The 24561-nt window shown below is 34.7% G+C and carries 20 protein-coding genes; 1 reads left to right on the top strand and 19 read right to left on the bottom strand.

Translation table 11 applies throughout. The features are described from left to right. Positions 1–151: 151 nt before the first annotated feature. From ACTNEP_RS11630 to modA, 7 genes are all read right to left on the bottom strand, one after another. Complete coding sequence (locus ACTNEP_RS11630) at positions 152–718, bottom strand: TetR/AcrR family transcriptional regulator (protein ID WP_441162181.1); 567 nt, start codon at positions 716–718, stop codon at positions 152–154. 183 nt (positions 719–901) lie between these two features. Beyond that, a complete protein-coding gene (locus tag ACTNEP_RS11625) occupies positions 902–1888 on the bottom strand; it encodes a Gfo/Idh/MocA family protein (protein ID WP_441162180.1) in 987 nt (328 codons plus the stop codon). An 85-nt stretch (positions 1889–1973) separates the two neighbouring features. Then, positions 1974–2270, bottom strand: a complete 297-nt coding sequence (locus ACTNEP_RS11620) for a YerC/YecD family TrpR-related protein (protein WP_441162179.1) — start codon at positions 2268–2270, stop codon at positions 1974–1976. A gap of 18 nt (positions 2271–2288) precedes the next feature. Beyond that, positions 2289–3338: a DUF3048 domain-containing protein gene (locus tag ACTNEP_RS11615; RefSeq protein WP_441162178.1), complete on the bottom strand. Its 1050-nt coding sequence runs from the start codon at positions 3336–3338 to the stop codon at positions 2289–2291. 163 nt (positions 3339–3501) lie between these two features. Continuing rightward, entirely contained in the window at positions 3502–5244 is a 1743-nt protein-coding gene (locus ACTNEP_RS11610; protein WP_441162177.1) for an adenine deaminase C-terminal domain-containing protein, read from the bottom strand. A gap of 95 nt (positions 5245–5339) precedes the next feature. Further along, positions 5340–5990 (bottom strand): molybdate ABC transporter permease subunit, encoded by a 651-nt coding sequence (gene modB, locus ACTNEP_RS11605; RefSeq protein ID WP_441162176.1) that lies wholly within the window; start codon positions 5988–5990, stop codon positions 5340–5342. Then, complete coding sequence (modA, locus tag ACTNEP_RS11600) at positions 5965–6732, bottom strand: molybdate ABC transporter substrate-binding protein (RefSeq protein ID WP_441162175.1); 768 nt, start codon at positions 6730–6732, stop codon at positions 5965–5967. The genes modB and modA overlap by 26 nt, the downstream gene beginning before the upstream one ends. 111 nt (positions 6733–6843) lie before the next feature. Here modA and moaC point away from each other — a divergent pair, with 111 nt between their 5' ends. Next, positions 6844–7329, top strand: coding sequence for a cyclic pyranopterin monophosphate synthase MoaC (gene moaC / locus ACTNEP_RS11595; RefSeq protein ID WP_441162174.1), 486 nt, complete (start codon positions 6844–6846; stop codon positions 7327–7329). A gap of 243 nt (positions 7330–7572) precedes the next feature. Here the strand turns inward: moaC and ACTNEP_RS11590 are convergent, their stop codons facing one another. The 12 genes from ACTNEP_RS11590 to purH form a co-directional block, all read right to left on the bottom strand. After that, on the bottom strand, positions 7573–8769 hold the full coding sequence (locus tag ACTNEP_RS11590; protein ID WP_441162173.1) for an erythromycin esterase family protein: 1197 nt from the start codon (positions 8767–8769) through the stop codon (positions 7573–7575). A gap of 65 nt (positions 8770–8834) precedes the next feature. Beyond that, positions 8835–10130, bottom strand: coding sequence for a lanthionine synthetase C family protein (locus tag ACTNEP_RS11585; protein WP_441162172.1), 1296 nt, complete (start codon positions 10128–10130; stop codon positions 8835–8837). A gap of 40 nt (positions 10131–10170) precedes the next feature. Continuing rightward, positions 10171–11991 (bottom strand): ABC transporter ATP-binding protein, encoded by a 1821-nt coding sequence (locus ACTNEP_RS11580; RefSeq protein ID WP_441162171.1) that lies wholly within the window; start codon positions 11989–11991, stop codon positions 10171–10173. A gap of 201 nt (positions 11992–12192) precedes the next feature. Next, positions 12193–15366, bottom strand: coding sequence for a lantibiotic dehydratase (locus ACTNEP_RS11575; protein ID WP_441162170.1), 3174 nt, complete (start codon positions 15364–15366; stop codon positions 12193–12195). Between the two features lie 647 nt (positions 15367–16013). Next, positions 16014–16175 (bottom strand): FDLD family class I lanthipeptide, encoded by a 162-nt coding sequence (locus tag ACTNEP_RS11570; RefSeq protein ID WP_441162169.1) that lies wholly within the window; start codon positions 16173–16175, stop codon positions 16014–16016. A gap of 1341 nt (positions 16176–17516) precedes the next feature. Continuing rightward, positions 17517–18026 carry a MogA/MoaB family molybdenum cofactor biosynthesis protein gene (locus tag ACTNEP_RS11565; protein WP_441162168.1) on the bottom strand — a complete coding sequence of 170 codons (510 nt, stop codon included), beginning with the start codon at positions 18024–18026 and terminating at the stop codon, positions 17517–17519. Positions 18027–18178: 152 nt separating this feature from the next. Then, positions 18179–19051 carry a hypothetical protein gene (locus ACTNEP_RS11560; protein ID WP_441162167.1) on the bottom strand — a complete coding sequence of 291 codons (873 nt, stop codon included), beginning with the start codon at positions 19049–19051 and terminating at the stop codon, positions 18179–18181. Beyond that, positions 19035–19967: a WD40/YVTN/BNR-like repeat-containing protein gene (locus ACTNEP_RS11555; RefSeq protein WP_441162166.1), complete on the bottom strand. Its 933-nt coding sequence runs from the start codon at positions 19965–19967 to the stop codon at positions 19035–19037. Before ACTNEP_RS11555 ends, ACTNEP_RS11560 begins: the two co-directional genes overlap by 17 nt. Positions 19968–20174: 207 nt before the next feature. Beyond that, entirely contained in the window at positions 20175–20612 is a 438-nt protein-coding gene (locus tag ACTNEP_RS11550) for a hypothetical protein (protein ID WP_441162165.1), read from the bottom strand. 61 nt (positions 20613–20673) lie between these two features. Further along, complete coding sequence (locus tag ACTNEP_RS11545) at positions 20674–21522, bottom strand: VOC family protein (RefSeq protein ID WP_441162164.1); 849 nt, start codon at positions 21520–21522, stop codon at positions 20674–20676. 82 nt (positions 21523–21604) lie between these two features. Further along, positions 21605–22879: a phosphoribosylamine--glycine ligase gene (gene purD / locus ACTNEP_RS11540; protein WP_441162163.1), complete on the bottom strand. Its 1275-nt coding sequence runs from the start codon at positions 22877–22879 to the stop codon at positions 21605–21607. A gap of 144 nt (positions 22880–23023) precedes the next feature. Beyond that, positions 23024–24559, bottom strand: coding sequence for a bifunctional phosphoribosylaminoimidazolecarboxamide formyltransferase/IMP cyclohydrolase (gene purH / locus ACTNEP_RS11535; protein WP_441162162.1), 1536 nt, complete (start codon positions 24557–24559; stop codon positions 23024–23026). Positions 24560–24561: the final 2 nt, after the last annotated feature.

Genomic DNA, 24561 nt, shown 5'->3' with positions numbered 1-24561 from the left:
TGACCAATGACCATTTTGTAATTTTGGTCATATACTACATAAGAAAAGCGCCCGTATAGAAACGTAGCGACTATGCCAGTAAATCACTGGTAGATGAAGGTCTGAAAGGTACCGAGTTTGATCAATCATCCATTTCTGTGATGAAGTGTTTCTACGGTGCCAAGCCTTCTATAAAGTATAAGTTAATAAGGGATGCCACCTTATCTTTTGATAATGGTTGATGGCGTTCCTTCCAATCATTAACTAAATTAATGTACATTTTAAACATTAAAAAGGAAGTGATTTTCGGATCACAATCTTTTATTTCGTTTCTCTTTACAGCTTGTGCTATTTTCTCCTCAATATAGTTACAAATTTCTTCCTCTAAAGATCGAAGTGCTTCAGCTACAGCAGGTGTACCAAAATCTTTTAACTCTTGTGATAACTTAATAATTAGTTCATGTTGTTCCCTAAATTCCAAAATGCCATTTAGTGCTGCATTAAAATTATTAATAAATGCTTGATCCTCTTGAATAGTTTGATTGGCAACAGCACGCATTTCTTGTGCAACATCTTTCATTATTTCCCTGAGCAGATCTTCTTTATTAGAAAAATACAGATAAATGGTGCCTTTACCTACATGGGCAATTTTAGAGACTTGGTCCATTGTAGTAGCTTTATAACCAAATTGTGAAAAAGATTGTGATGCTGCATTGATAATAAGTTGTTTTCTATCCAATTTAGACTTCCTCCTAAAAAATGACTATAATACATTTTTAGTCATTAGTCAATGATACACCTTTTTATACTTGCTGTAAATAAAAATGTAGTGAGGTTCCACACTACTTTCTTGCAAGTTCGGGGCTCTTCTTGCAACTTACAGAAAAACCCCCTATCCAGTTAAATAGGGGGTTGTAAAGAGCTATCTCCTATCAGCGGGAAATACTAATCCAATTTCTTTTCTGGCTTGATCAAGAATTCGCATTATTTCCAATGAGTTTTCCCATGTATTTACTTTATTTTCTATTTCATTGTTTTCAATCGATTCCATAAATGACTTTGCTTCATAATACATCGTGTTCTCTTCTTGTCCCACGTCCAATATCTCCTCAGAGCCATCTTTGTAGACAATTTTTATATCATCCATATCTGAAAATTTCCCGATCACAATCGAGCCATTTTCTCCTTGGATTTCCGATGGCATTTCTGAATTGGTGATTTTAGAAAACATGCAGACACCATTTAAAGAAGGATAGTCTACGGTTACCGTTCCTTCTCCGTCAACACCTGACTCCAGCATAAAGGCAGTTGCCTTCACACGTTCTGGACCACCGAATAAAGCAACCATCGGATAAATACAATAGACACCGATATCCATCAGGGACCCGTTAGATAGCTCCGGCTTAAATGCGTTTAATACAATTCCTTTTTTATATTTATCATAACGTGAGGAATATTGGCAGAAGTTTGCGACGTAACGACGAACAGGTCCGATTTTATCGAGATTTTCCTTCATCAGATTAAAATTAGGGAGATGTGTTGTTTTCATTGCTTCCATTAATGTAACATTGTTTTGCTTTGCCGTTTCAATCATTGCTCGTACTTCTTCTTCATTGGAAGCAAAAGGTTTCTCAACGATTACATGTTTCCCACCTTGCATACAAGTAATCGCATGTTTGCTATGTAATGCAGTCGGTGAAGCGATATAAACTGCATCGATTTGGTCACTACTTGCAAGTTCATTTAGATCTGTATAGGTATGCTCCACTTTATATTTATCAGCAAACTCTAATGCTTTTTCTGCTGTCCTTGAGTATACAGCCTTTAATTGAAAATGCTCTAGCTTACTTGCTCCATCAATAAATCGATCGGTAATCCAATTCGTACCAATCACTCCAAAACGAATCATAGATTCTACCTCCAATGTTTATTTTTCTGGATGCTTTTTCAACACCGAAAAAGAGTCCCTCTATTATAAGAGGCACTCTTTTATCTTACTCTTTTTCCTTTAATCGGTCCAACACCATACGATATCCATCGGTCCCATATGCCAGGCATCTCTTTACACGAGATATCGTTGTCGTGGATGCGCTTGATTCTTCTGCAATGGCAGTGTATGTTCTGCCTTCATCTAACATTTTTGCAACTTGTAGCCGTTGTGCCAATGATTGAATTTCATTCATGGTTGCAATATCATCAAAAAAACGATAGCACTCTTCCCGGTCTTCCAGCGATAAAATAGCATCAAATAGTTGGTCCAATTCTTTGCCACGCAATTTATCGATTTGCATGGTATACACCTCTCCTTTTTATTCCGTGTCGCTGCTTGATAGCTCTACACTATCAATGCCAGGGTTTATAGGGATCACATTAATCCAAGTTTGTCCTGGAACAAACGGAACAGCTTGTCCATCTTTCGTTGGAATTATTCTACCATCATTTCGTTCCCATTGCACGTCTTGTACTTTACCTTGCTGTAGTAATAAAGCATTTCCTCCGGACTGAAGGTCAATCTCTCGACGTCCTTCCTCATCTATTACTTGATGAGTTGTTTCGATAATTAGCACATTATCCAACTCAATAGGGGTACTATCGGCATATTCAACCGTCTGCACGCCATCACTATATCGTAAATATTTTTCCGTTACTTCATCATAGTGATAACTCACACTATTATTTCCATAGTTAAAGCTTATATCAAAAGCTTGTTCACCTTCTATATTTTCGTCATCTAAAAAAGTCATTGGTTGATAATCTGCCTCAATTTCATAACCTTTTTCCTCTGCCCGTTGATAAATACCATCAAACATTGTATAGGAATTATGTGGTGCAACTCGGTCAGTTGACCTTTCAAAAAGTACCTTATCATTGTCATAGTACATTCCATTTAATCCTTGCACAGCACCTGTTTGAATCATATTTTCAATATGATCTGCAGCACCATGGTAGACATAGATCGCATCATAATCATTTGCTAGATTAAAATAGTATGGTCTAGCACTTCTGACTGGACCAACTCGATCAGGTATATTACTGTGATAAATTGCGAGAAAACGAGTAACATTACCTTCTGCAAGAATTTCAAACACTATATCTGCCTGCGAAAGTCCTGTTTGGGGCCGTGCTTTCGGATGGTTATTCACCATAATCGCGACCATTCGATCTTTCAATTCTCTTTCTACCTCTAAACCTGTCAAAGGATAAACACTCTTTGGCTTTTCAGGAACAGGTATTTCTTCCTTTTCCTCCATTTCTTCTGGTTCTTCCTGTTCTTCCTCATTAGCTACTCTACTATCATTATTTGTACATGCTACTAATGAGAAAATCACAAAAATAAATAGTAAACATAGTTTCTTCATTAAAAAGGCCACCTTTTCATCTAAAAAATAGTAATAAACCGAATATCGGCATGCCTATTCATTGCATGCCGATAGAACTATCTTCATTATAGTGGAAAGTTGACTAACCGCCAACCTCTTATTAATTCGCAAGGATCTTGAATAACTGAAAGTAGGTGCACCTTTAGCGCATAATCGCTGGGAAGAGAATCTCTTTTTTCTTCACATCGATAATTCCTAGTGGTGTAATACGAACAAATGGTAGATGCATAGATGACAAAAATAATAAATTGTATGGCGGATCGTCATATTGATAGCCGTGGCCTATTAAAATTTCTTTTAATTTTCTGTCTTCCTCTATCAATTTTGGTAGCTTGCCTTTGTACATCATACCTGCAATTTGTAGCGGCAATTCCAATATCACTTTGCCTTCATGAACAAGAACAATACCTCCACCAATTTCTTTCATTCTTGAAAATGCAAGTAGCAGATCCGATTTATTTTTTCCAATTAAGACGATATCACCAGTTAAGGAATAGGAGCTGGCTAATCCTCCTAATGTTTTCGTGAATCCTTTAACAATCGTATTCACGCGCCATTTTCCTTCACGATCAATCAACATCAAGAACGATTCATCAGTTGAATTCGTTATTTCCTCTGTATTGGCATCAATCGTAATGGGATATGGTTTCATGATCACATCATTGACCATTTTCAGCCCGACCGGCATCGAGAATTGCAAGTCTTTTTCTGATAACTGCCAATCTAATGTAAGCTCTCCTAATCCATATTTATCCCAATCTATTTCGATATGTTGATCTATTAGCTTACCAGCTTTTTTCAACCATTTTCCTTTTGCTATAACCGATTCAGGTGTGGCATTATTCTTTTCAGATAAAATATTCAGGTGTGCTACTCTGCCTGGTGCAATGCCACCAAGTCGCTCTTCTAAATGAAATTGCTCTGCCGCATTGTAGGTTGCCATCATATACGCTTCAATCTCAGGTACACCACTGTCAATGGCGATTTGGATACACTGATTAATCACACCATTCTCATAAAAAGCAGGTGTCGATCCATCAGTCGTCATCGTTAAGAAATCATATGACTCAAGACCAAGCTCGTGCAGTTCTTTCAGCAGCTTTTGCAAATCAGGGCGAACTGATGAATTGCGCAAACCTACGCGATATCCCATTGATAAACGGTTATATACTTCTTCACCAGATAAGGCTTCATGATCTGAACTAACACCGAGTAGCTTTAGCTTCACTAATGTATGCTCAGAAGCTCCCGGAAAATGTCCTTCAACTGGTTTACGAAGCCGCTTTGCTTCCTGCATCCAGTACAGAATACGGTCGTCATTGCGCATCACTTGCGGCCATGCTGTTAATTCCCCACCTTGTACGACTGCTTCATGCTGTAACCACGCTTGCACTTCTTCATCCGTAAAAATTTCTTGTTCTTCATTGATTTCAGATTGAGAGTCAAACCGGGCCCACCAGTACATCGATACAGGAATCTGCATGAAATCCTCTAATAATGAAAACGCTTTCTCTCTGTCTGTTAAATAAAGCCATGGTAAGTTGTCGTTCATCAATGTTGTTGTTCCTGTTTGCCCGGCATACATAGCTAGTTCATAAGGATTATAAAGTTGAAACGGATGTGCATGTGGTTCAATATATCCTGGCACCACATATTTACCTGTGCAATCCACTACTTCTATACCTGTTAAGGATGTTGGTAATTTCGAACCCACATATACAATTCGGTCGTGGTAAATCCAAATATGAGCCTCCAGCCATTTTCTTAAAAAAACGTTTAAATAATAGGCATTTGTCAAAATCAGTGTAGGTGACTCTTTGCCATCAATAACAGCTACTTGCTTACGAATTTCTTTATTTCTCCATCTATATAAATGATCATTCATCCTAATCTCCTCAACTTCTTTTGTGATTTCCTTCTATTCTAACACGCATTGATAGCGTTTGCATTGTGTGGTTTTTACAAATTTATGACTATTTTTTAGGCAGATTTACGTATAAAAAATAGCATAACAAAAGATACGACAATGATAGACAAAACCCATGCCCATGCTAATGTCATTTTATTGGATTCAAATGCTACATAAATCGCCATTGGTATTGTCTGCGTACGTCCAGGAATATTCCCAGCAAACATTAGTGTAGCGCCAAATTCGCCTAAAGCTCGGGCAAAGCTGAGAATGGCTCCGGTAAGAATAGACCTCTGAATTAATGGCAATGTAATATAGCGAAAAATCTTCCACTCATTAGCTCCATCTACTCTTGCTGCATCTTCAATAGCGTGATCCACGAATGTTAACCCTGTTTTGACAGATTGATACATGAGGGGAAAAGCAACCACCACTGCTGCGATAACTGCTGCCCAAATTGTAAACATTAGGGACTGATTAAACAACAGATTAGTTAATTTACCTAACAATCCGTTTTGACCAAATACCATTATTAACATAAACCCAATTACAGTGGGAGGTAAAACGATTGGCAATAATAATATCGTTTCAATTAACACTTTTCCTCTAAACTTTTTTTTGGACATCAGCCATGCTGCTGAAACGCCTAAAATAAAGACGATTAATAATGCTATACTTGCAACAATTAATGATAATTTAATCGGTTGAAAAAATGCTTCCATCTGTGTCACCATCTATTTCTTGAAATCCGTATTGTTGAAATATTTCGAGTGCAGCTTCTGACTGTAAATAGTTATAAAAAGCTTCAACCGCTTGGGAATCCTTAATGATACCTATGGGGTATATGATTGGTTCATGCTCTCCCAATGGCAAAGTTTCATTGATTTGCACCTTATCAGAGATCATCGCATCCGTTCGATAAACAATGCCTGCATCTACATTATTACTTTCTACATATTGCACGACTTGTCTAACATCTTTCGTAAAAATGAGTTGCTCTTCTATTTCCTTATAAATTCCTTGCGCTACCAACACTTGTTTTGCATAGTTACCAGCTGGTACGGTTACTGGTGTACCAATTGCCATTTGATCAAATGATTTGACTGTAGTAGCTAGTTGAACATTTTGTGGCTGAATCCACACTAGTTGATTGGCTAATAAAGCGTGAGCACTCTCTTCCTCGATTAACCCTTCTTGTAAAACCCGTTCAAAATGTGGAAGAGACGCAGAAAAGAAGATATCTGCTGGTGCCCCTTGTATAATTTGTTGACTCAATGAACCTGATCCGCCTAGATTAAGTGAAACGGTGATATGAGGGTTTTCCTCTTCAAACTGATTTATAATTTCTTGTAATGTGTCCGTTAAGGATGCCGCTGCCGAAATCGTTATTTCTTCTTTTTCCTGCTGACATGCCGTTATTAAGGCAAGAGCTAATATTATGTATAGTATTCGTTTCATGTTCATTGGTAACCCTTCCTGTCAAGATCTTTCTATTATAACATGTTTTGTTATAGTATAATGGTGAGGAGTATCACAAGTTGTTATCGTATAATAGGGATGAAGGTTGGTGATAGCATGACTGAATTTTCTCATATAAATAAACAAGGTAGAGCAAAAATGGTGGATATAACAGACAAACAGATAACAAGCAGAACCGCGATTGCCCGCTCAAGTATTTTGGTAAACAAGGAGATTTACACGAAAATCGTAGATCAAACCATTGGTAAAGGGGATGTCCTTTCTGTTGCACAAGTAGCCGGAATTATGGCAGCCAAGCAAACATCGACAATTATTCCGATGTGTCATCCGTTACCATTAAGCGGGGTCAACATTCATTTTGACTGGAAAAACGATGAGAATACATATGAGTTAGTGATAACAGTAGAAGCCAAAACTAAAGGAAGTACTGGTGTGGAGATGGAAGCCTTAACCGCTGCTTCTATTACAGCGTTAACCGTTTATGATATGTGTAAAGCAGTTGATAAAGGTATGGTAATTGGCCAGACTTATTTAGTTGAAAAAACTGGGGGGAAAAGTGGGGTATATAGGAGAGAGAAGTAATCACTATTCCTGTAACACCATTATTTAAAATTGCATCAATATTATCTTGCTGAATATCTTTATCAATTGCTTGGACGATTTCAGTCTGTTCATCTTTGACGATATCATCTGCATTTAGTTGAAAAAACTAGTAAAAAAAGTAAAACTTATTGGATAAAAGAATAATGAATAGAAAGTAGCTCCTACCTAATTTTCGAATGGGCTACTTTCAGCTATCTTCAATCTTTAAAAGCACATACTCACTTAACTTTTTCGACTATAGTATTCAGGGGCATTTACATGCTTCATAAATATTATTGCATCATAGTGTTTTTTTGGTTTTAACACTACTGAAGACAATCCCATGAAACTAGATTCTAGTAACATCCACCTTTTTTTAAACCAATTTTTTTTAGTTTCCTTTCCATTTATAGGGAGGAATATTGATTTATTAGTTATACGATTTAAGAATGACTCTAGATGTCTTTCATGAGGAAGCTGAATACTTAATTGCACACGTAGTTGTGTTGAAAATGTACCACTCCCTGCATAAAAGCCTATAGAATAGAATTGATCACAGTAGTTTTTATTCAACCAATAGCCGACTGATTTTATTCCTAACGTCTTAGTAATAAACGTCTGACTCTTCCGAATATGAAAATTATGCGTCCAGACAATGATTTTTGAATTGTCATTATATTTTTCCATAATCCATTTTAAATTTTGATACATATAGTATCCTCTTTTAATTCCAGAGATAATTGCTCCCTTTAAATTTAATTTTAACCAATTGATTCTATTCTCCATTCCACGTAATAGAAACAAAAACATCTCATTTCCTTGATCATCTTTAACACTCTTCTTGATTTCTTCTAACACAATTATCAAATGTTGATATTCATATACTAACCGCTTAATTCCGCTCCTGCTCCCTCTTCTACCGTCCATTATATCTCTATCTATTTCAAAAAATTGTTTCTCTGCTTTGCTTATTTGAGAGTATAATTTTTCGCCAAAGTTATCCTTTAACCACTCTACTAAGTAATTAGATCCATAAGAATAAGTAGGTTGTGGGTCCATCCCAAATATTTGTATTTCATTAGCCCAATCTTCTGCAAATAAAGGATTCATTTTCTCATGATGATAAATGTCCAGTAAACAATTTTGGATTTTTTTAATAGGAGGATCATCTTTCAAAAAAGCATTACAAATAAAGGATTCAAAAAAGCTATTTTCTAATACAACTATATTAAAATCATGTTTTTTATGTAAGTATTTTATGATTTTGTTTTTAATAGTAAAATAATCAGATATTCCATGTGAATTTTCACCTAATAAAATAATCCGTTTCCCTGATATATAATGATCCAATACTGAGAAATCATCATCACTTATATCGTAAGAATTTTGTTTTAACTCTTCATACCATAATTTGTTAATTTTTTCTCTCATACATTTCATTTTTTGCCTCCCCCACCATATGAAGTAAAATAACTTTAAAACATACTAATAATCCCCAAAAAACATTAAGATAGTAACAAAAAACCATCCCAGTGTACATATTCCAACCTACTTATACTTAATAACACTAAAATCACTCCTATATCCCCTTCAAGTAGACTTATATTCACCTTTTCAGGGTTTGATTCATAATATTCATTAATCCGATTATATAATTCTGATCTTTTATTTATTAATTCTTTCACTACGTTTTTTTCTTGTGAAATTTCTTCTGCACTTAGCAAACGATTAATAATTTGCATGTTGCCGGCATAACCATGACATAGAATTGGTGTTTTTATACTCCACTCTTCAATTGAACAAGATAATATACCTTTTAGTAACTCTATCAAATTATATTTGATTTTAGTGTTATATGTTGCTTGATAAGCTAAGAGTAAAGAGTAGCTAACACCAAATCCCCCATAACACCATGCATCAAATCTTGTTTCTTTTTCTTTATCCCTTTGTTCTTCTAACATTTGCTCTAATGTTACTATTCTTTGTATATATAAACCGTTCTTATCAAAGTTAAAATGATCTGATAACAAATTTGAAATGTAGATAATCGAACTTAAATGTTCTTTTACAGTTATTCCTTCAAGATAGGCACGTGAAAGTAATGCTAAAGGTCCGGATATTCCGTGAGCAATCCCTAGATTCAAATATCCATTTGGATACTTGACTCTATCTGATTCAACGATCATTGCTTTTGGTGAGGTAATAAATGCTGGCACTTGCCCCTTTGTTGTTTTTATATTTGTTGACAGCTCAATAAGAAATGTAAGTATATCTTTAAGCAAAGGATATAAATTCTGTTTTTTGAATTTTAAAATATATGTCCCTATACCAGTTATACCTGTTATTAGGTCATATCCAAACTCCGATGTCCCTAATTCTAGATTACTATTTATTTTTTTTACATTCATCAAAAAAAATGATGCCTTATTAATTAATAAAGTATCCAACTCTTTTATTATTTTTTGATACCTTGTTCCTTTCTTTGAAGCTAACTGAACTGAATAGTTAATACCCGCTAATCCATGAAACAATGAAATGTCAGAAATAGAGTTTTGTTCCAACAGTTTTTTTAAATTTTTCATATATTCATGTGTTACCTTATCCCAACCTTCATTTGGAAAAAAAGCATCTAATTCTGCGAACATTACAATTATACCCGGATAACCATATGCGATAGAAAGTAAATCCTTTTCCTCCAAATCTCCTATAATATTATCACTTTTTATCCTATCAGGATCCTTGAATTTTTTTACTTTTTCTAAACACATTTCTATTAGTACAGTATTTGTGGTGTTATCCATTAGAATCACTATCCCATCCACTAGAATTATATATTAACCTTCAACCTATAATATATTCTTCATCGATACCTTTAGTACTTACTTGTGATTGATATAAATCAAAATATAAACCTTTCTTCACTACTAATTCATTATGAGTTCCAATGTCATCTATTTCACCACTGTTCATTACAATAATTTTATCTGCATGTTTTATATTAGATAATCTATGAGAAATGAATATACCTATTTTTGATTGACATATTGTTTTGAAATTTTCAAATATCTTTTCTTGAGAAAGACCATCTAATGATGCTGTAGGTTCATCTAAAATAAAAATATCAGCATTTTTTAAAAACGCACGTGATATTGCTATTTTTTGCCATTGACCACCTGATAATTGTACACCATTTAAAAATTGAACTCCCAGCTGCGACTTATAGTTTTTATTCAGTGATGTAATAAATTCATCGGCTCCCGAATAGCATGCAGCTTGTTTAATCTCTGTTTCTGTATATTCTCCACCTAAGGTTATATTTTCCTCGGCTGTGAATTCATATCTATTAAATTCTTGAAAGACTACACCTAATTTATCACGCCAAACATTGATTGGGTAATTTTGCAAGGGAATATTGTTATAAGTTATCGTGCCATTATTCGGCTCATATAAGTTACACAAAAGTTTAATTAAAGTGGATTTACCGGATCCATTCTCTCCAACAATAGCTACCGTTTCACCTGGTTTGAAACTGAGTGATACATTTTTTACAGCAAATTCATTTCTGGAGGGATAAGAAAAGGATACATTTTCCATAACTAGCATTTTGCTATTATTCGACAATGGATGATTTAATTTTGCTTCTCCTTCATTTTCCTCTGGAAGTGAATAAAAATCAAAGAGCAAGTTAATAAAAAGATTATTCTCATACAAACTAAAAATTTGTCTTATTACTCCCGATGAAGTAGATTGTGTTTTGTTAACAGCTTGTATGTACGCAACAACTGATCCAATAGAAATAATTCCAATATAGGCCTGTTGAATTATAAAAAAAACGATTAATCCCACAATTGAAATTGTTAATAAGTCATATGTAAGAGAGACTTTAAATCTATGTACAGCAATCTCTTTGTTTTCATTATAAACAATTTTATAGTGGTTCTCGTATTTATTTTTAATTGTGCTCGTCCTATTAAATGTCTTTAGTTCTTTAATGTGAGCATCTTTTGTAATCAAGTGAGTAAGATAATAAAGGACACGCCTTTTCGAAGCCTGAAAGAAATTAATAAGATACTCTTGTTCGCCTAATTTAATAAATGAAACTGCAGATAGAAATGGAATAATTAATAACAATATTATTATCCACCATTTCCATTGTATAAGAATATTAGCGACTGAAATGACAATAATAAAACCTTTTACTATTGCCAAACTTTGATCGAATATTTGAAAGGGTCTGTATGTAGATTCATCTCTTGTGCGTTGGATAATATCGTATATTTGGTTATCTTCAAAATATATATATGGAATCTTTGAAGCCTTATCTATAATTGTGATATTAACCTTTTTAAGTAGCGATTCTTGAAATAATCCTTTAATTAATTCAAGATATGAATCCAGGATAGTAGATAAGGCAATTAATGCAATATAAGATATTGCAAATATGAATATTATATTAAAAGTTTTATAACTTTGATTATCCAAACTATCAACCAAGGTCTCTAACAAATAAATCATAGCAGCTGGAATTAAACCTGATACAAATGTTAAGGTAAGTATAAATAAAAAATATAATTTGTTAGTTTCCCATATAAATTTGTACATTTTAGGCCAGACTTTAAAAGTACTTATTACTTTACTAATATTTTCATTTTTTAGTATCAAAAGTACCTTCCTTTCAAATACGTATCTTATTTTTACATTTAATATTTGCATTTCTTAAAATACATGCTTACAATTAAATCTCCACGAACACGACTTGACATGAATAAGTAGAGATGAGCATATTTAAAACTTAAACGTTAAATATATGATCAACTGAAAACATTTTGAATTAACATTAATCAAAGTATTAGCTACATTTTTTTACAATACCGTATTTTGATTTTGGTACTCGAAAGATTTGATAAGTAGTTGTATTAGCGCTCGTACACAATCTTCCTGTGCTGTATCACCAAGAAATCTGTTACATGTCATATGCACTAAGCTATCAATTAGTATTTTAATTTGTTGTTGTGTTAACAAATTCTCATTTTGAAGATTTTCAATATTTTCACTTATTTCTTGTATATAAGAAATTCTTTCATTTAATAAACTCATTATCATTTCTCCACCTTTTTCATTTTTAAGACAAGTAAAATCTAGTTGTGGACCTATTACGAAATTTAAATATTTTTTTCTTTTTCGAAATTCATCCATAAAAGCTTTACTTAGTGATTCTGGGTAAATTAGATTCATAATTTCATCATTTGTTAATTTAAAATCATATAGCATTTTTATAATAATAATTATTGTCAATGTTACTTTATCAGTAAGTTCTGCTGCATAATTCTCCCTCATTTGTTTTAATAACATTGAAGAAACATAACTATCAATGTAAAAATAGTTTTCTACACTTCTGAATACGTATGGTCCACCGTATCTTTCAATTTCTCTTTCATACGGGGCAATACTAAAACTTTTTAATTTTCCTTTTTTAATATTGTAACGTACAAAATTTGTGATTTCCGGCAACACGTTAGAGTTTAATGTTTCTTTATTTCCGAATATTCGTATACGTAAATGTGATTCCGTATCATAATATCGTATATAAAACCATTTACTAATTAATTTTTTGTCTTTCATGTTTTCCATTTTTTTAAATAATTCATTTGAAATAAATAAATCTTGTTCACTATAATTACAATATAATTTTATAAATAGACACTCTTCTCCTGGGAGAAAAGTTCTTTTTACGATATTAGAACCGGAATAAAAGTTTTGAGATATATCATAGAATTTTTTATTACTATCAGTTTGCTTTTTTTGACATATAACAGGAACTATAATTTCCATCATATGTTTTCCATTTTCACTTTCTACAATTCTATCATTAAAATTACCTATTATTTCTTGTAACTCAAATTGATGATTTTTCTTAGTTTCATTTATAAGCTCTTTTACATGCATATCATTGTATAAATCAATAAGTAACTTCAAGTCAGAATATACCAAATATACATATCTTGGAATTTCCCAGACTTTAATCCACTTTTCTATACTACTCTTTATATTATGCTCACTATCTCTTGAAATCTTATGGTTTTTATCATAAATAAATCTCCAAGTTTGAGGATATAAAATAATATTATTTCTTCTTACTCTCGGCAAATACTCATTAAATTTTAATAATCCCCAATCAAAAACATTCCAATGGGAGTAGATGCTATCTGTAATTTCAAGTAATAATCTGCATAATATTGGCGAATTATGATAATTAAACATATGACTACTAATTACTCGTATTTCTTTATTTAACATCTTTGACTTTAATCGAAGAGAATCTCCATCACATAACAGCATTATGTCATTCAACTTTAAGTTTGTAATCTCGTCTTCATTAATGTTACTTAGATCTAGCTTATAATTAGTTGGAATTACTGTCTGCATAACATTACTAAGTTTACCTAGCGATGGAGTATATATCAATTCTATATATTCTATTTCCTTATTTTTTTTTATTACATTTTTATTAGTTTCCATGAATTTTTGTTTCATTTTACTATGATTATACAAAAATCTACCAAAGGACTTTCCTACTCCTTGAGATCCTGCACTAGAATTAAGAATAATCCTATATTTTGATTCCAAATTCTCCTCTCTAATCACTTCTGCATATATGTCCATTCCTTCTGGGTATTCTCCACTGTATGAAATATCACATAAATGGTCGAGGTGGTCATCATCAAGTAGTATTTCTTTATCATTGTTTTTAATCGCCCTTTGAACTAGTGTATTAAGTAATATTTGCCTAGCAGGTTCCTGAGTATGCAACAGGTCCTTCAAGTGATCTTGTTGTTTATTATTGTTAAACTTAGGAAAGCCTATTCCCGTTTCTTCGTTAATTACTTCTAGGATAGGAATCTCACGGAATAATCCATAATTTTCAACGAATTTATCCTTGTAGTCTTCTATGACTGTATTTTTTTTGTGCCTGTTTAATTTCCATAAACAATTTGCTGCGTCTTCTATTTCGGGCTTTAATTTGGATGGAAGATAGTTGTTTTCAACCTTCGAATAAGAATCAAGTTTGAGGTATGATCTTGAGGAATTTATACTTTTCATGTTATTTATTATATCAATATAATTAGCATGAGTTTGTTTATAATTTATTTGATTAAATTCTGCAATTTCCTTATCGATTTCTATTACTTTTTTTATGTAATATTTTTCTTTATCCTCATCATGTAATAGTGGATATATTCTTTGTAGTGTCGTTGATAAATTACACATTAAAGAGTTTTCGTTAATAGAAGGCCTTAATTCTGAAATTAGAATTTCCTGTTCAATTAATTTTTTTAAATAATCTAACAACTTACCTTTTTTCTGATCAGGAAAGGCTCTAACAAGTTCATGTAAAATATCTCCTATTGTAATTGTATTTTTTGTTAATTTCAATACTTTTTCAAGAGGGTTCGTTAGTGAAACAGATATCTCTCTTTCTTCATTTGTTTTGCTCTGACCATAAAGGGTGATAACTTTTACTAGAATCCTATCACCTACATTGTGAATAGTAGGATTTGCTTTTACTTTTAAATTATAAAAGATATTATCATACTTTTCTAATTCCTTTACTAAACCTAGCAACCATTCCATATCAGGTCTAACAGCTTTTTTGGGCACACCTTGAATTTTAATTTTACTAACTTCCTTATCAGTAAATTCACCTAAAGATACAGAAGCAAACGTACCAAATGGCGTGGGTCTTGTACTCATTCTAGTATGATACTTTATCAAACTAGAAATAATATTCCTCACTTTTTTTGTATCTTTGTTTTCAAATAAATCCTCTTTATATCTTTGTAATGATTTCTTTAGGTTTGGGTTTGCGATTGCTATAGCTTCTAAAAAAGTACTATCATTAATTTTTTCTTTTACAAACTTATCAATTTCGTAATTGTTATGATTAAAATAAGAGCCCAAAGGAAGAGCTGGTGTTCTCAACATATAATAATTCTCGGCTTCAAACACATTATCAGTAGGTTTTTTTTCATCTTTCATAAATTTTAACCCCCCTCAAAAAAGTTAATTTCTCTTCGAAATACTTCATTATTTTCAACATTTAATAAACACCGTATAGTTGACTCACCAAAATTATTGAGTGATATGAATATCTATAAATACTTCCCAAGGAGGGGATGGTAATCCTATCAACCAAAACTGAATTAGTTTGGAAAATAAGTTGATAACCGTTCTGAAAGTTTCTACACAAAATCACAGTCTCAAACGGTTGCTCCCTCTCTTCGTAATTCGCTTCAGCTTTGAAGTTGCCTGAGCTGATTTTCAAGCCCCTTTTCCCTTAACGTATGATGACAAAATCTTATCCTTGCACCACTGGAAACAAGCCTATGCTAAACCAACATTGACCAGTAAGTTCTACACCTAGAACGTCATAATTTTGTCATGTTCTTTTCCGAAGATTTTCTGCCTATGCAACTAGTTTTTGAAAGCAATGCATTCGATTTACAAGAGTAATAGTTGCACGTGTTATGAATACTCCTTTGGTTACTTCTTAAGGGTCTATTTTTTGCTTTGAAGATTTGGACACCTCTTATGATACCAAGAGCGCTTTTATTTCAATCTCAAATTTGTTCATTACACTCCTTTAATAATATTAGAATAAAAGAGGGCAGATGCCCTCTTTTATTCTAAAAACATCCTCTACAAGTAATACGTGTGCATAAACGCACACTAGCTATTATTGCATTAGCACACGGAACACTAGACGTTAATACAGGAGTTAGACTATCAGGTTCTACACTATCATCTGATTTTTTTAATTTAATATCTAAATCAAACTCATCTACCACCTTTATCACCTCCTTTTGTTAAAAGTAACCTCACTTCTATTATACATTCCTGACAATAAATGGTAAATAATATATTTTTATATTTTTTTGTATTTTTTTGTATTTTTTTGTATTTTTTTGTAATAATGTGCAAGAGAATTCATACTATTACAATTTATTTTGATAAATTGATATAAATAACATCACTCTAATAAGATAATAACTTTTGAATTGATACGGATAAACATCAATAAAAAAGCTACTATCTATTAATAATTCACACCTTCGCAAAATTATATTATCCTAATTAAATTGATATTTTTTGAATAAAACAGTTAATAGGTTAAAGATACCACAGTCATAAAGACTGTGCTAGAGCCAAAGGCGACCTGGACTTTTATACTTTCTTATCTTTAAATGAAACCTCCTCTATTTCTTGAGAGATAAGAAATAAAGGAGGTTAATGGACATACTCATCGTGTTACTAACCCTAAGATGAATGTCAAAGATTTCTAGAAGTAGCTGTATTTTTTCAACTATTACTTTCTACTTCTTTTACGGGAAAGTGACCAATTTATAATCGTTTTACTTTGACACCGCTAACCTCAGCTTCATCCGTTCGATCTCTAATAGTCTCGTACTACTAATAGTCACATGCGTCGGTATCCAATCCATTAATCGTTATAACACCTCAAATTTAAAGACAACAGGAATTTTTAAGTTCTAAAGGCATCTTTTACTTGAAAGAATTGTTTGTAACCAAGTGCACCTTCATTTTATAGTGTATCCTCGTAAGTTCGAATTAAATACTTACTATCATATTTCTTTACTGATTTAGTTTCTCTACCTATGTTCAATTGTTTAGACGATTTAATCTTTCTTCTGCCTTCCCATGCTATTTCTTTTGGATTGTATGCGATGGTATAACTCTGTTTAGCATCACCAGCTTCTTCTACTTAAAGTATTCCCGAGTAGTTAAGAATGACCGCCGTATATATAAAACTATTTTTATGTCTCTCCTCTCCTTCCTGCTCACATCCGTTTGTCAATAATCTTATAGCCTGCACTACACTGGGTAATACGTAGGTAACTCATCGAAATATCTAATTCATGAGATCCTAATTAACTTCAATGACGCTTATATCCACCGTACTCCTAGAAATGGTGGGTATGCCTTCAAATTTTATTTCTGGGCAAATTACTGTTTGTACTACTATAAAGAGCAATATTTATTGTTTTTACTTTGTGAATATTCTCAAAGAAGCTTACTCGAACACATTATTTACTTGGAACCTGGCTCTTAAGCTCTTAAGTACAGAATTTCTTAAATAAAGAAGCTAACGGTCCTTAAATTAATCATCATTATAGATCTTTATGTATCTCTCTCATCAAATGCCCCAATTCAGGAATGATCAACTTTTCCATCGCTAATTTTACCGCGCCTGAAGAACCTGGTGTTGCAAAAACGGCTTTATCTTGGACTACACCTGCTGTTGCACGAGAAAGAATTGCTGCTGAACCAATATCTTCTGTGAAGCTAAGCATGCGGAATACTTCTCCAAATCCCGGCATTTCTTTATCTAGTAAGGTTTCCACCACTTCAATCGTAACATCCCGTTTAGCAATGCCTGTACCACCATTGATTAAGATTGCATCAATGTCCTCTTGTAGTATCCCTTTCTCTATTGCTTGTTTGATTGCACTCTGTTCATCTTTAACGATATCGTAAGCATTGACTTGATGATGGTATTCTTCTAAATATTGATGCATCAATTTGCCACTTTTGTCGGTAGCTTTTGTTCTAGTATCACTTACCGTAATGATTTTACATCTAACTGTTTGAGGGGCTTCCGCTTTGTGTGCCTTTGACATCGTTTCACTCCTCTTTGTTATTTGAACCTAATTATAACATGTACAAAATCTGACCATCATAGATTGATAGTATTCAACACTGATTTTGTAATAATTATATAGTTTTGTGGTATTACTCTTATTCTATTCGTGATTTACAAGCTCTTATCTTGTTAATGAGGCTTTTCTGGTGAGCTTCCATTACCCTCCTTGGTATTGGAGATCGCTTCATTGTCTGCTAGAGTAGCTTCATATAACAAAATTTCACCGGTAGGAGAATCTAATGTGTTTTGATCATAGGAAAAATCATCGCCTAATCCAATCGTCCATTCCGCTTCATTATTTTCCTCTAATACGATTGCCAATGTACCATATTGATGAACCTGTTCCCATTCATACAGGTGTTGGTAGCCCTGATGGACAACCATAATGCCTTCTGAACTAACCGTTACTTCCGTATTCTCCTCTTCCCATTGCCCATGAATTTGGGATCCAACATAGGAATAGGATAACCCGTCATTTCGATCCCCATATGTACCAACAAATTGCTGTATCTGCTCCTGTTTATCTCTATACGTGAAAACAGCTATATCATCAGCTAACCACTTTACCTCTCCTTCCGTATCAATCGGACTTGGCAAAGCTTCTTTCGGACGAGCTAATATCCAGTAATAACTGCGATAATAGGTTGCTGCATCCGTGTCAGCATTTTTCTTAAGTGAAAAAACTTGCTTCCTATCTGGTGATATACTGGTAATATTTTCAATTGTTTGATTACTTTGATACATCCAATAGCCATTTGCACTTACCATTAAGATTGCTATCACTATAAGTATGCTATTCCCTATTTTCCTAAAGGACAAGAGTAACAACATACTTATTGCTAGACTAATAATGATGATTATATTAAAGATGTAAAGTAAACGATTATCAATATATTCCGCCTGAAAGCGTGATTGAACAATTAAACTACCTATTTGCAATATACTAAATCCAATAGCCATTAAAAAAAAGCTGATTCCGCTCCACTTAGTCCACTTCTTCATTTTCTGGTTCTACCTCCTCTGCAAATTCCCATGTATGTCCATTATCAGTTGAAATGAATTTCGCCCTAATCAACCCGTCTCGATAGTAATCACCATTTGGTCCTTGTTCCATGATTAATGCTAAATGATCTTCTTCTTTAAAGGGTGCTCTGGCAATGACAAAGACTTGATCATATTGAGAAGGCATATCAAAGGCCGCCTGTTCCCATGTTTCACCTTGATCGTTTGTTACATATAAATCAGGCTTCTCCGGATTAATGGTACCGTAACTCATAAAGGCTGTATCCTCATCGACAAAGCCGCCATCCGCTACTAGTCTAAATGTATCCGGCATGTTAATAGATTCCCAATTTTCACCTTGATCAGTAGATATGTAGATGAACGCCGCTTCTGATGACATCGTTCGATCAGCAGAAACAATTACATACCAAAATTGGTCATCAAGGAATGTTATTTTTCGGAATCTGATGGCAGGCAGACTATCGACTACCACACTCTCTTCCCATGTTTCCCCTTGATTTTGTGAATAGATCACTTTTATTGCTCCTTCTGAATAAAGAAAAGCAGCAACATTTTCTGTTAAAATAAAGCTATTATCAATTAATGCCATTGTGTCGCCTTGGTACTCTCCTTGAAAAAGTAGGTCTTTTTTGATCGGAACAGACAACCATGAATTACCGTTGTCATAAGTGATTTGTAATTGATCATTCTGCAGACTGTAACCTATTGCGTCCTCTATATTTATCGGAACCAATGGCGGCTCTTTTTCTTCTGGGGGATTACTTTCTGCATGTTGTTGGTTCTCTTCAATATTATATGAAGGTAAAGAGACCGGTTCGCGATTTTGTTCATAGATTACCGAAAAGATAACGATTAGGACGATCATACAACTGAGTGCTATTAAAACTTTTTGCATCATGTGCTCCTCCTCTTGAACTATTATACGACACCTTGGAAAATTAAGTTAATGGTAATCTATTAAGGAAGTAAGAAAAGAAAAAATTCAAAGAACCCTTGACAGGGACTCTGCGAAAAAGTAGATACCGTAGCCTTACAACAGATTTGGAAATCGATGGACAGCAGCTTGATAATAAATTTTGAAGAATAAACAAAAGCCTGGTACTTACCAAGCTTTTGTTCTTTTTGTAATGATCATGTGGATGATGGACACTTTTTTCGGTTTTCTCACTCTTCTGTCCTTCATAGCGTTGATGATGGACACTTTTTCCGATTTTGCCACTCTTCTGTCCTTCATAGCGCTGATGATGGACACTTTTTCTGATTTCGTCACTTTTCTGTCCTTCATAGCGCTGATGATGGACACTTTTTCCGATTCTGTCGCTCTTCTGTCCTTCATAACGCTGATGATGGACACTTTTTCCGATTTTGCCACTTTTCTGTCCTTCATAGCGCTGATGATGGACACTTTTTCCGATTCTGTCGCTTTTCTGTCCTTCATAACGCTAATGATGGACACTTTTTCCGATTCTGTCGCTCTTCTGTCCTTCATAACGCTAATGATGGACACTTTTTCCGATTCTGTCGCTTTTCTGTCCTTCATTGCGTGATGATAGGTGCTTATTCTGATTTCACCTCTTTCTTTTCATTGCATCATCTTTTCTCTAATACGTAATAATGATTTTGTTCCCAGACGGATCTTGTGTAACAGCTTGATTCCCCTCTTCCTGAACAGAAGCGCCTATTGTTTGGAGATTTTTAACTGTTTGCTGAACCGCTTCTTTTGTTGGATAGGTTAGTGTATAGGATTGTAATCCGACACTGTTTTCTGATGGTGCTGGAGCGCCTACTCCGTTCCATGTGTTTAGGCCAATGTGATGATGATATTTTCCAGTTGAAATAAATAATGCCTGATTACCGAATTGGCTTACTGTTTCAAATCCTAAACCTTCTTCATAAAAATACTTCGTATCATCTAATTGCGATACGTGAAGGTGGATATGTCCCATTACGGTTGCTTGTGGTAGACCTTGCCATCCACCTTTTTCACCTGTTTTTAAGAGATCCTCAAAATCTAATGGATCAACCGCCATTTCCACTTGATCACCTTGCCAACTCCATCCCTCAGGTTCTCTGTCACGATACACTTCAATACCATTTCCGTCTGGATCTGAGAAGTATAATGCTTCACTTACTAAATGATCAGATGATGCTAAAGGTAAGCCCACATCGATACTATGATAGACAAAATTGGCGAGGTCTTCTCTTGTTGGCAATAGAATCGCAAAGTGGTATAAGCCTGTCGTGCGCCCTTTTTTAGGCTCCACATTCTCTGGTTGTTCAAGTGTCAGAATACTTGTTTTACCATCTGCGGTAAGTGCTGCAGTTGTCGTTGATTTTTCTAATAGCTCAAATCCGATGACTCTTTGGTAAAAGGAAATGGAGCGCTCTATATCAAGTACTTTAATCGTCACATTACTAACAAATGTAATCGGTTTTCGGTGAAAATTCATGATTTTTCTCCTCTATAGGTTATTTTATGTAAGTAATTATACTTTTGTAAGTAATGGAGATCAAGAAAAAGCTACTAATCCATTACAGAATAGTAGCTTTCCCTTTCTTGTGAAATCCAATATCTTTTCGGTAGAAAAAGTCGTCTGTTTCATCAAAACGCTGCAAGTATTGATAAATCTCTTTTTGTGCTTGTTCAGGGCTATCCTGGAGGGAGCTTACTAAAAGAACACGGCCGCCTGTTGAGTAAAATGAGCCATCTTCCGCTCGGCCCGTGCCGGCATGGATTACATCAATCTGATCATTTGCCGCAAGATCAGGAAGCATTACATTTTTAGCATATGATCCGGGGTAGCCCTTGGAAGCAACCACTGCCCCGATAGCATAGCCTTTCTTCCATTTTAATTGTGGATCTCTTCCTGCTGTTACATCCTCGATCACTTGGATAAGATCATTCTCCAATAGCGGTAGTACAACCTGTGTCTCCGGGTCACCGAAACGGGCATTAAATTCGATGACTTTCGGACCTTCCTTCGTTTCAATTAAACCACCATAGAGTACGCCAGTATAGTTGCGACCTTCTTTTTTCATTCCTTGGGCAACTGGCTTGAGAATCTTTTCAACAGTAAATTCAATATGCTTCGGGTCTAAATCTGGAACCGGTGAATAGGCACCCATCCCTCCCGTATTGGGCCCTTCATCATGATCAAAGGCACGTTTATGATCACGAGCTGGTACCATTGGATAAACATTTTCACCATTGACAAAAGCAAAAAGGGAGAACTCTTCTCCTTCTAGATATTCCTCGATTACCACTCTGCTACCGGCTTCTCCAAATTTATTTCCAACTAACATTTTTTCAACAGCATCGATTGCTTGCTGTTCGGTCATTGCAACGACGACACCTTTTCCGGCAGCTAGTCCATCCGCTTTAATGACGATTGGTGCACCTTCTTGTTGTATGTACGCTATTGCTTTTTCCACATCCGTAAATGTTCGGTATTTTGCTGTTGGAATATTATATTGTTTCATAAATGCTTTGGCAAAATCTTTACTACCTTCAATAAGTGCTGCTGCTTTTGATGGACCAAATACCTTCAAATTATTTCCGCGGAAGGCGTCTACTATCCCTTTTGTCAAAGGAACTTCAGGTCCGACAATCGTCCAATCGATTTGTTCTTTTTGTGCGAATGCAACTAATTCCTCGATAGCATCATCCTTAATCTGCACACATGTAGCATCTTGTGTCATCCCACCGTTTCCAGGGGCAGCGAAAATCTCTGTTACTCGCTCACTCATCTTTAGTTTTTTGACGATCATATGCTCGCGACCACCGCCGCCGATTACTAATACTTTCATGGGAGCCCTCCTCTATTTTAACGAAAAGAATATGGTGACAAAACTCTGACATAGAATGCAAAATCCGAATGTATTTTGACGGAGCAGTGATAGAACAGAAACATTCTTTCTCCACTCCTCCTTTGTGTGCCAATCCCCTCTAGTTTAATGCTTAAAGTGACGCATTTTCGTGAATACCATCGCAATACCATGTTTGTTACATTCATCGATGGAGTCCTGATCACGTTTAGAACCACCTGGTTGGATAATCGCTTTAATACCTGCTTTTGCTGCATTTTCTACTGTGTCGGGCATTGGGAAGAATGCATCAGAAGCCATGACGGCACCTTGCGCTTTTTCTCCAGCTTGTTCAAAAGCAATGCCAGCGGCACCAACACGGTTCATCTGGCCAGCACCAACCCCAATAGTCTGATCACCTTTTGCCACCACAATCGCGTTCGACTTCACATGTTTTACTACCTTCCATGCAAATAGTAGCTCATCAATTTCCTTTTTATCAGGTTTACGTTCTGTTACAACTTCTAAATCGTCTGCTGATACTTTACCATTATCACGATCTTGTACGAGGAGTCCGCCGATTACACTGACTACTTTTTTCGTATCGTTCTCATTTACTTTCATTGGTGTTTCCAGTAAACGGATGTTTTTCTTCACGGTTAAAATTTCGATTGCTTTGTCTGAAAAGCTTGGTGCGATGACGATTTCTAAGAAAATTTCTTTTAGTTGGTTCGCTGTTACTTCGTCCACTTCGCGGTTTAATGCCACAATTCCACCGAAAATCGATACTGGATCGGCATCATATGCTTTCTTAAAAGCATTAGAAATAGAATCACCAACACCAACACCACATGGATTCATATGCTTCACTGCTACTGCTGCCGGCTGTTCAGGGAATTCTAACACAATTTCTAATGCTGCATTGGCATCCTGAATGTTGTTATAAGATAATTCTTTCCCGTGTAATTGCTTTGCGTTAGCAATGGATGCACCTTGGACATTTCCTTCTTTATAGAATGCTGCATGCTGATGTGGGTTTTCACCATAACGAAGAGATTGAACCTTTTCAAAGGTTTGTGTAAATGTTTCCGGATCTTCTTCATCAGTAATATCAACAAAATAGTTAGCAATCATTGCATCGTAGTTTGCAGTATGACGAAATACTTTTGCTGCTAACTGCTTACGGAATGCCACTGTTCCGCCATTGTCAGCTAAATTTTCTAGTACCGCATCATAATCAGATGGATCAACAACAACCGTCACATCACGGAAGTTTTTCGATGCAGCACGGAGCATTGTTGGACCGCCGATGTCAATATTTTCAATTGCATCTTCTTCTGTTACCCCTTCTTTAGCAATCGTTTCTTTAAAGGGATAAAGATTTACAACAACCACATCAATTGGTGCAATATGACGTTCTTCTAGTTGCTTTACATGTGATGCTTGATCACGGCGAGCAAGAAGCCCTGCATGGATATATGGATGTAATGTTTTGACACGACCATCTAAAATTTCATCAAAATTAGTGATTTCCGAAACACCTTTTGCAGGCAGACCAGCCTCTTGTAGTGCTCTTAATGTACCACCTGTAGAGATCAATTCATAACCTAATTTATCTAGTCCTTCTGCAAAAGGTACTAAATTACTTTTGTCAGACACACTTAGTAATGCACGTTTTTTCAACG

The sequence above is a fragment of the Gracilibacillus sp. HCP3S3_G5_2 genome, from assembly GCF_052063305.1.
Classification (GTDB): domain Bacteria; phylum Bacillota; class Bacilli; order Bacillales; family Amphibacillaceae; genus Gracilibacillus.
This window is presented reverse-complemented; position numbering and strand designations above follow the sequence as displayed.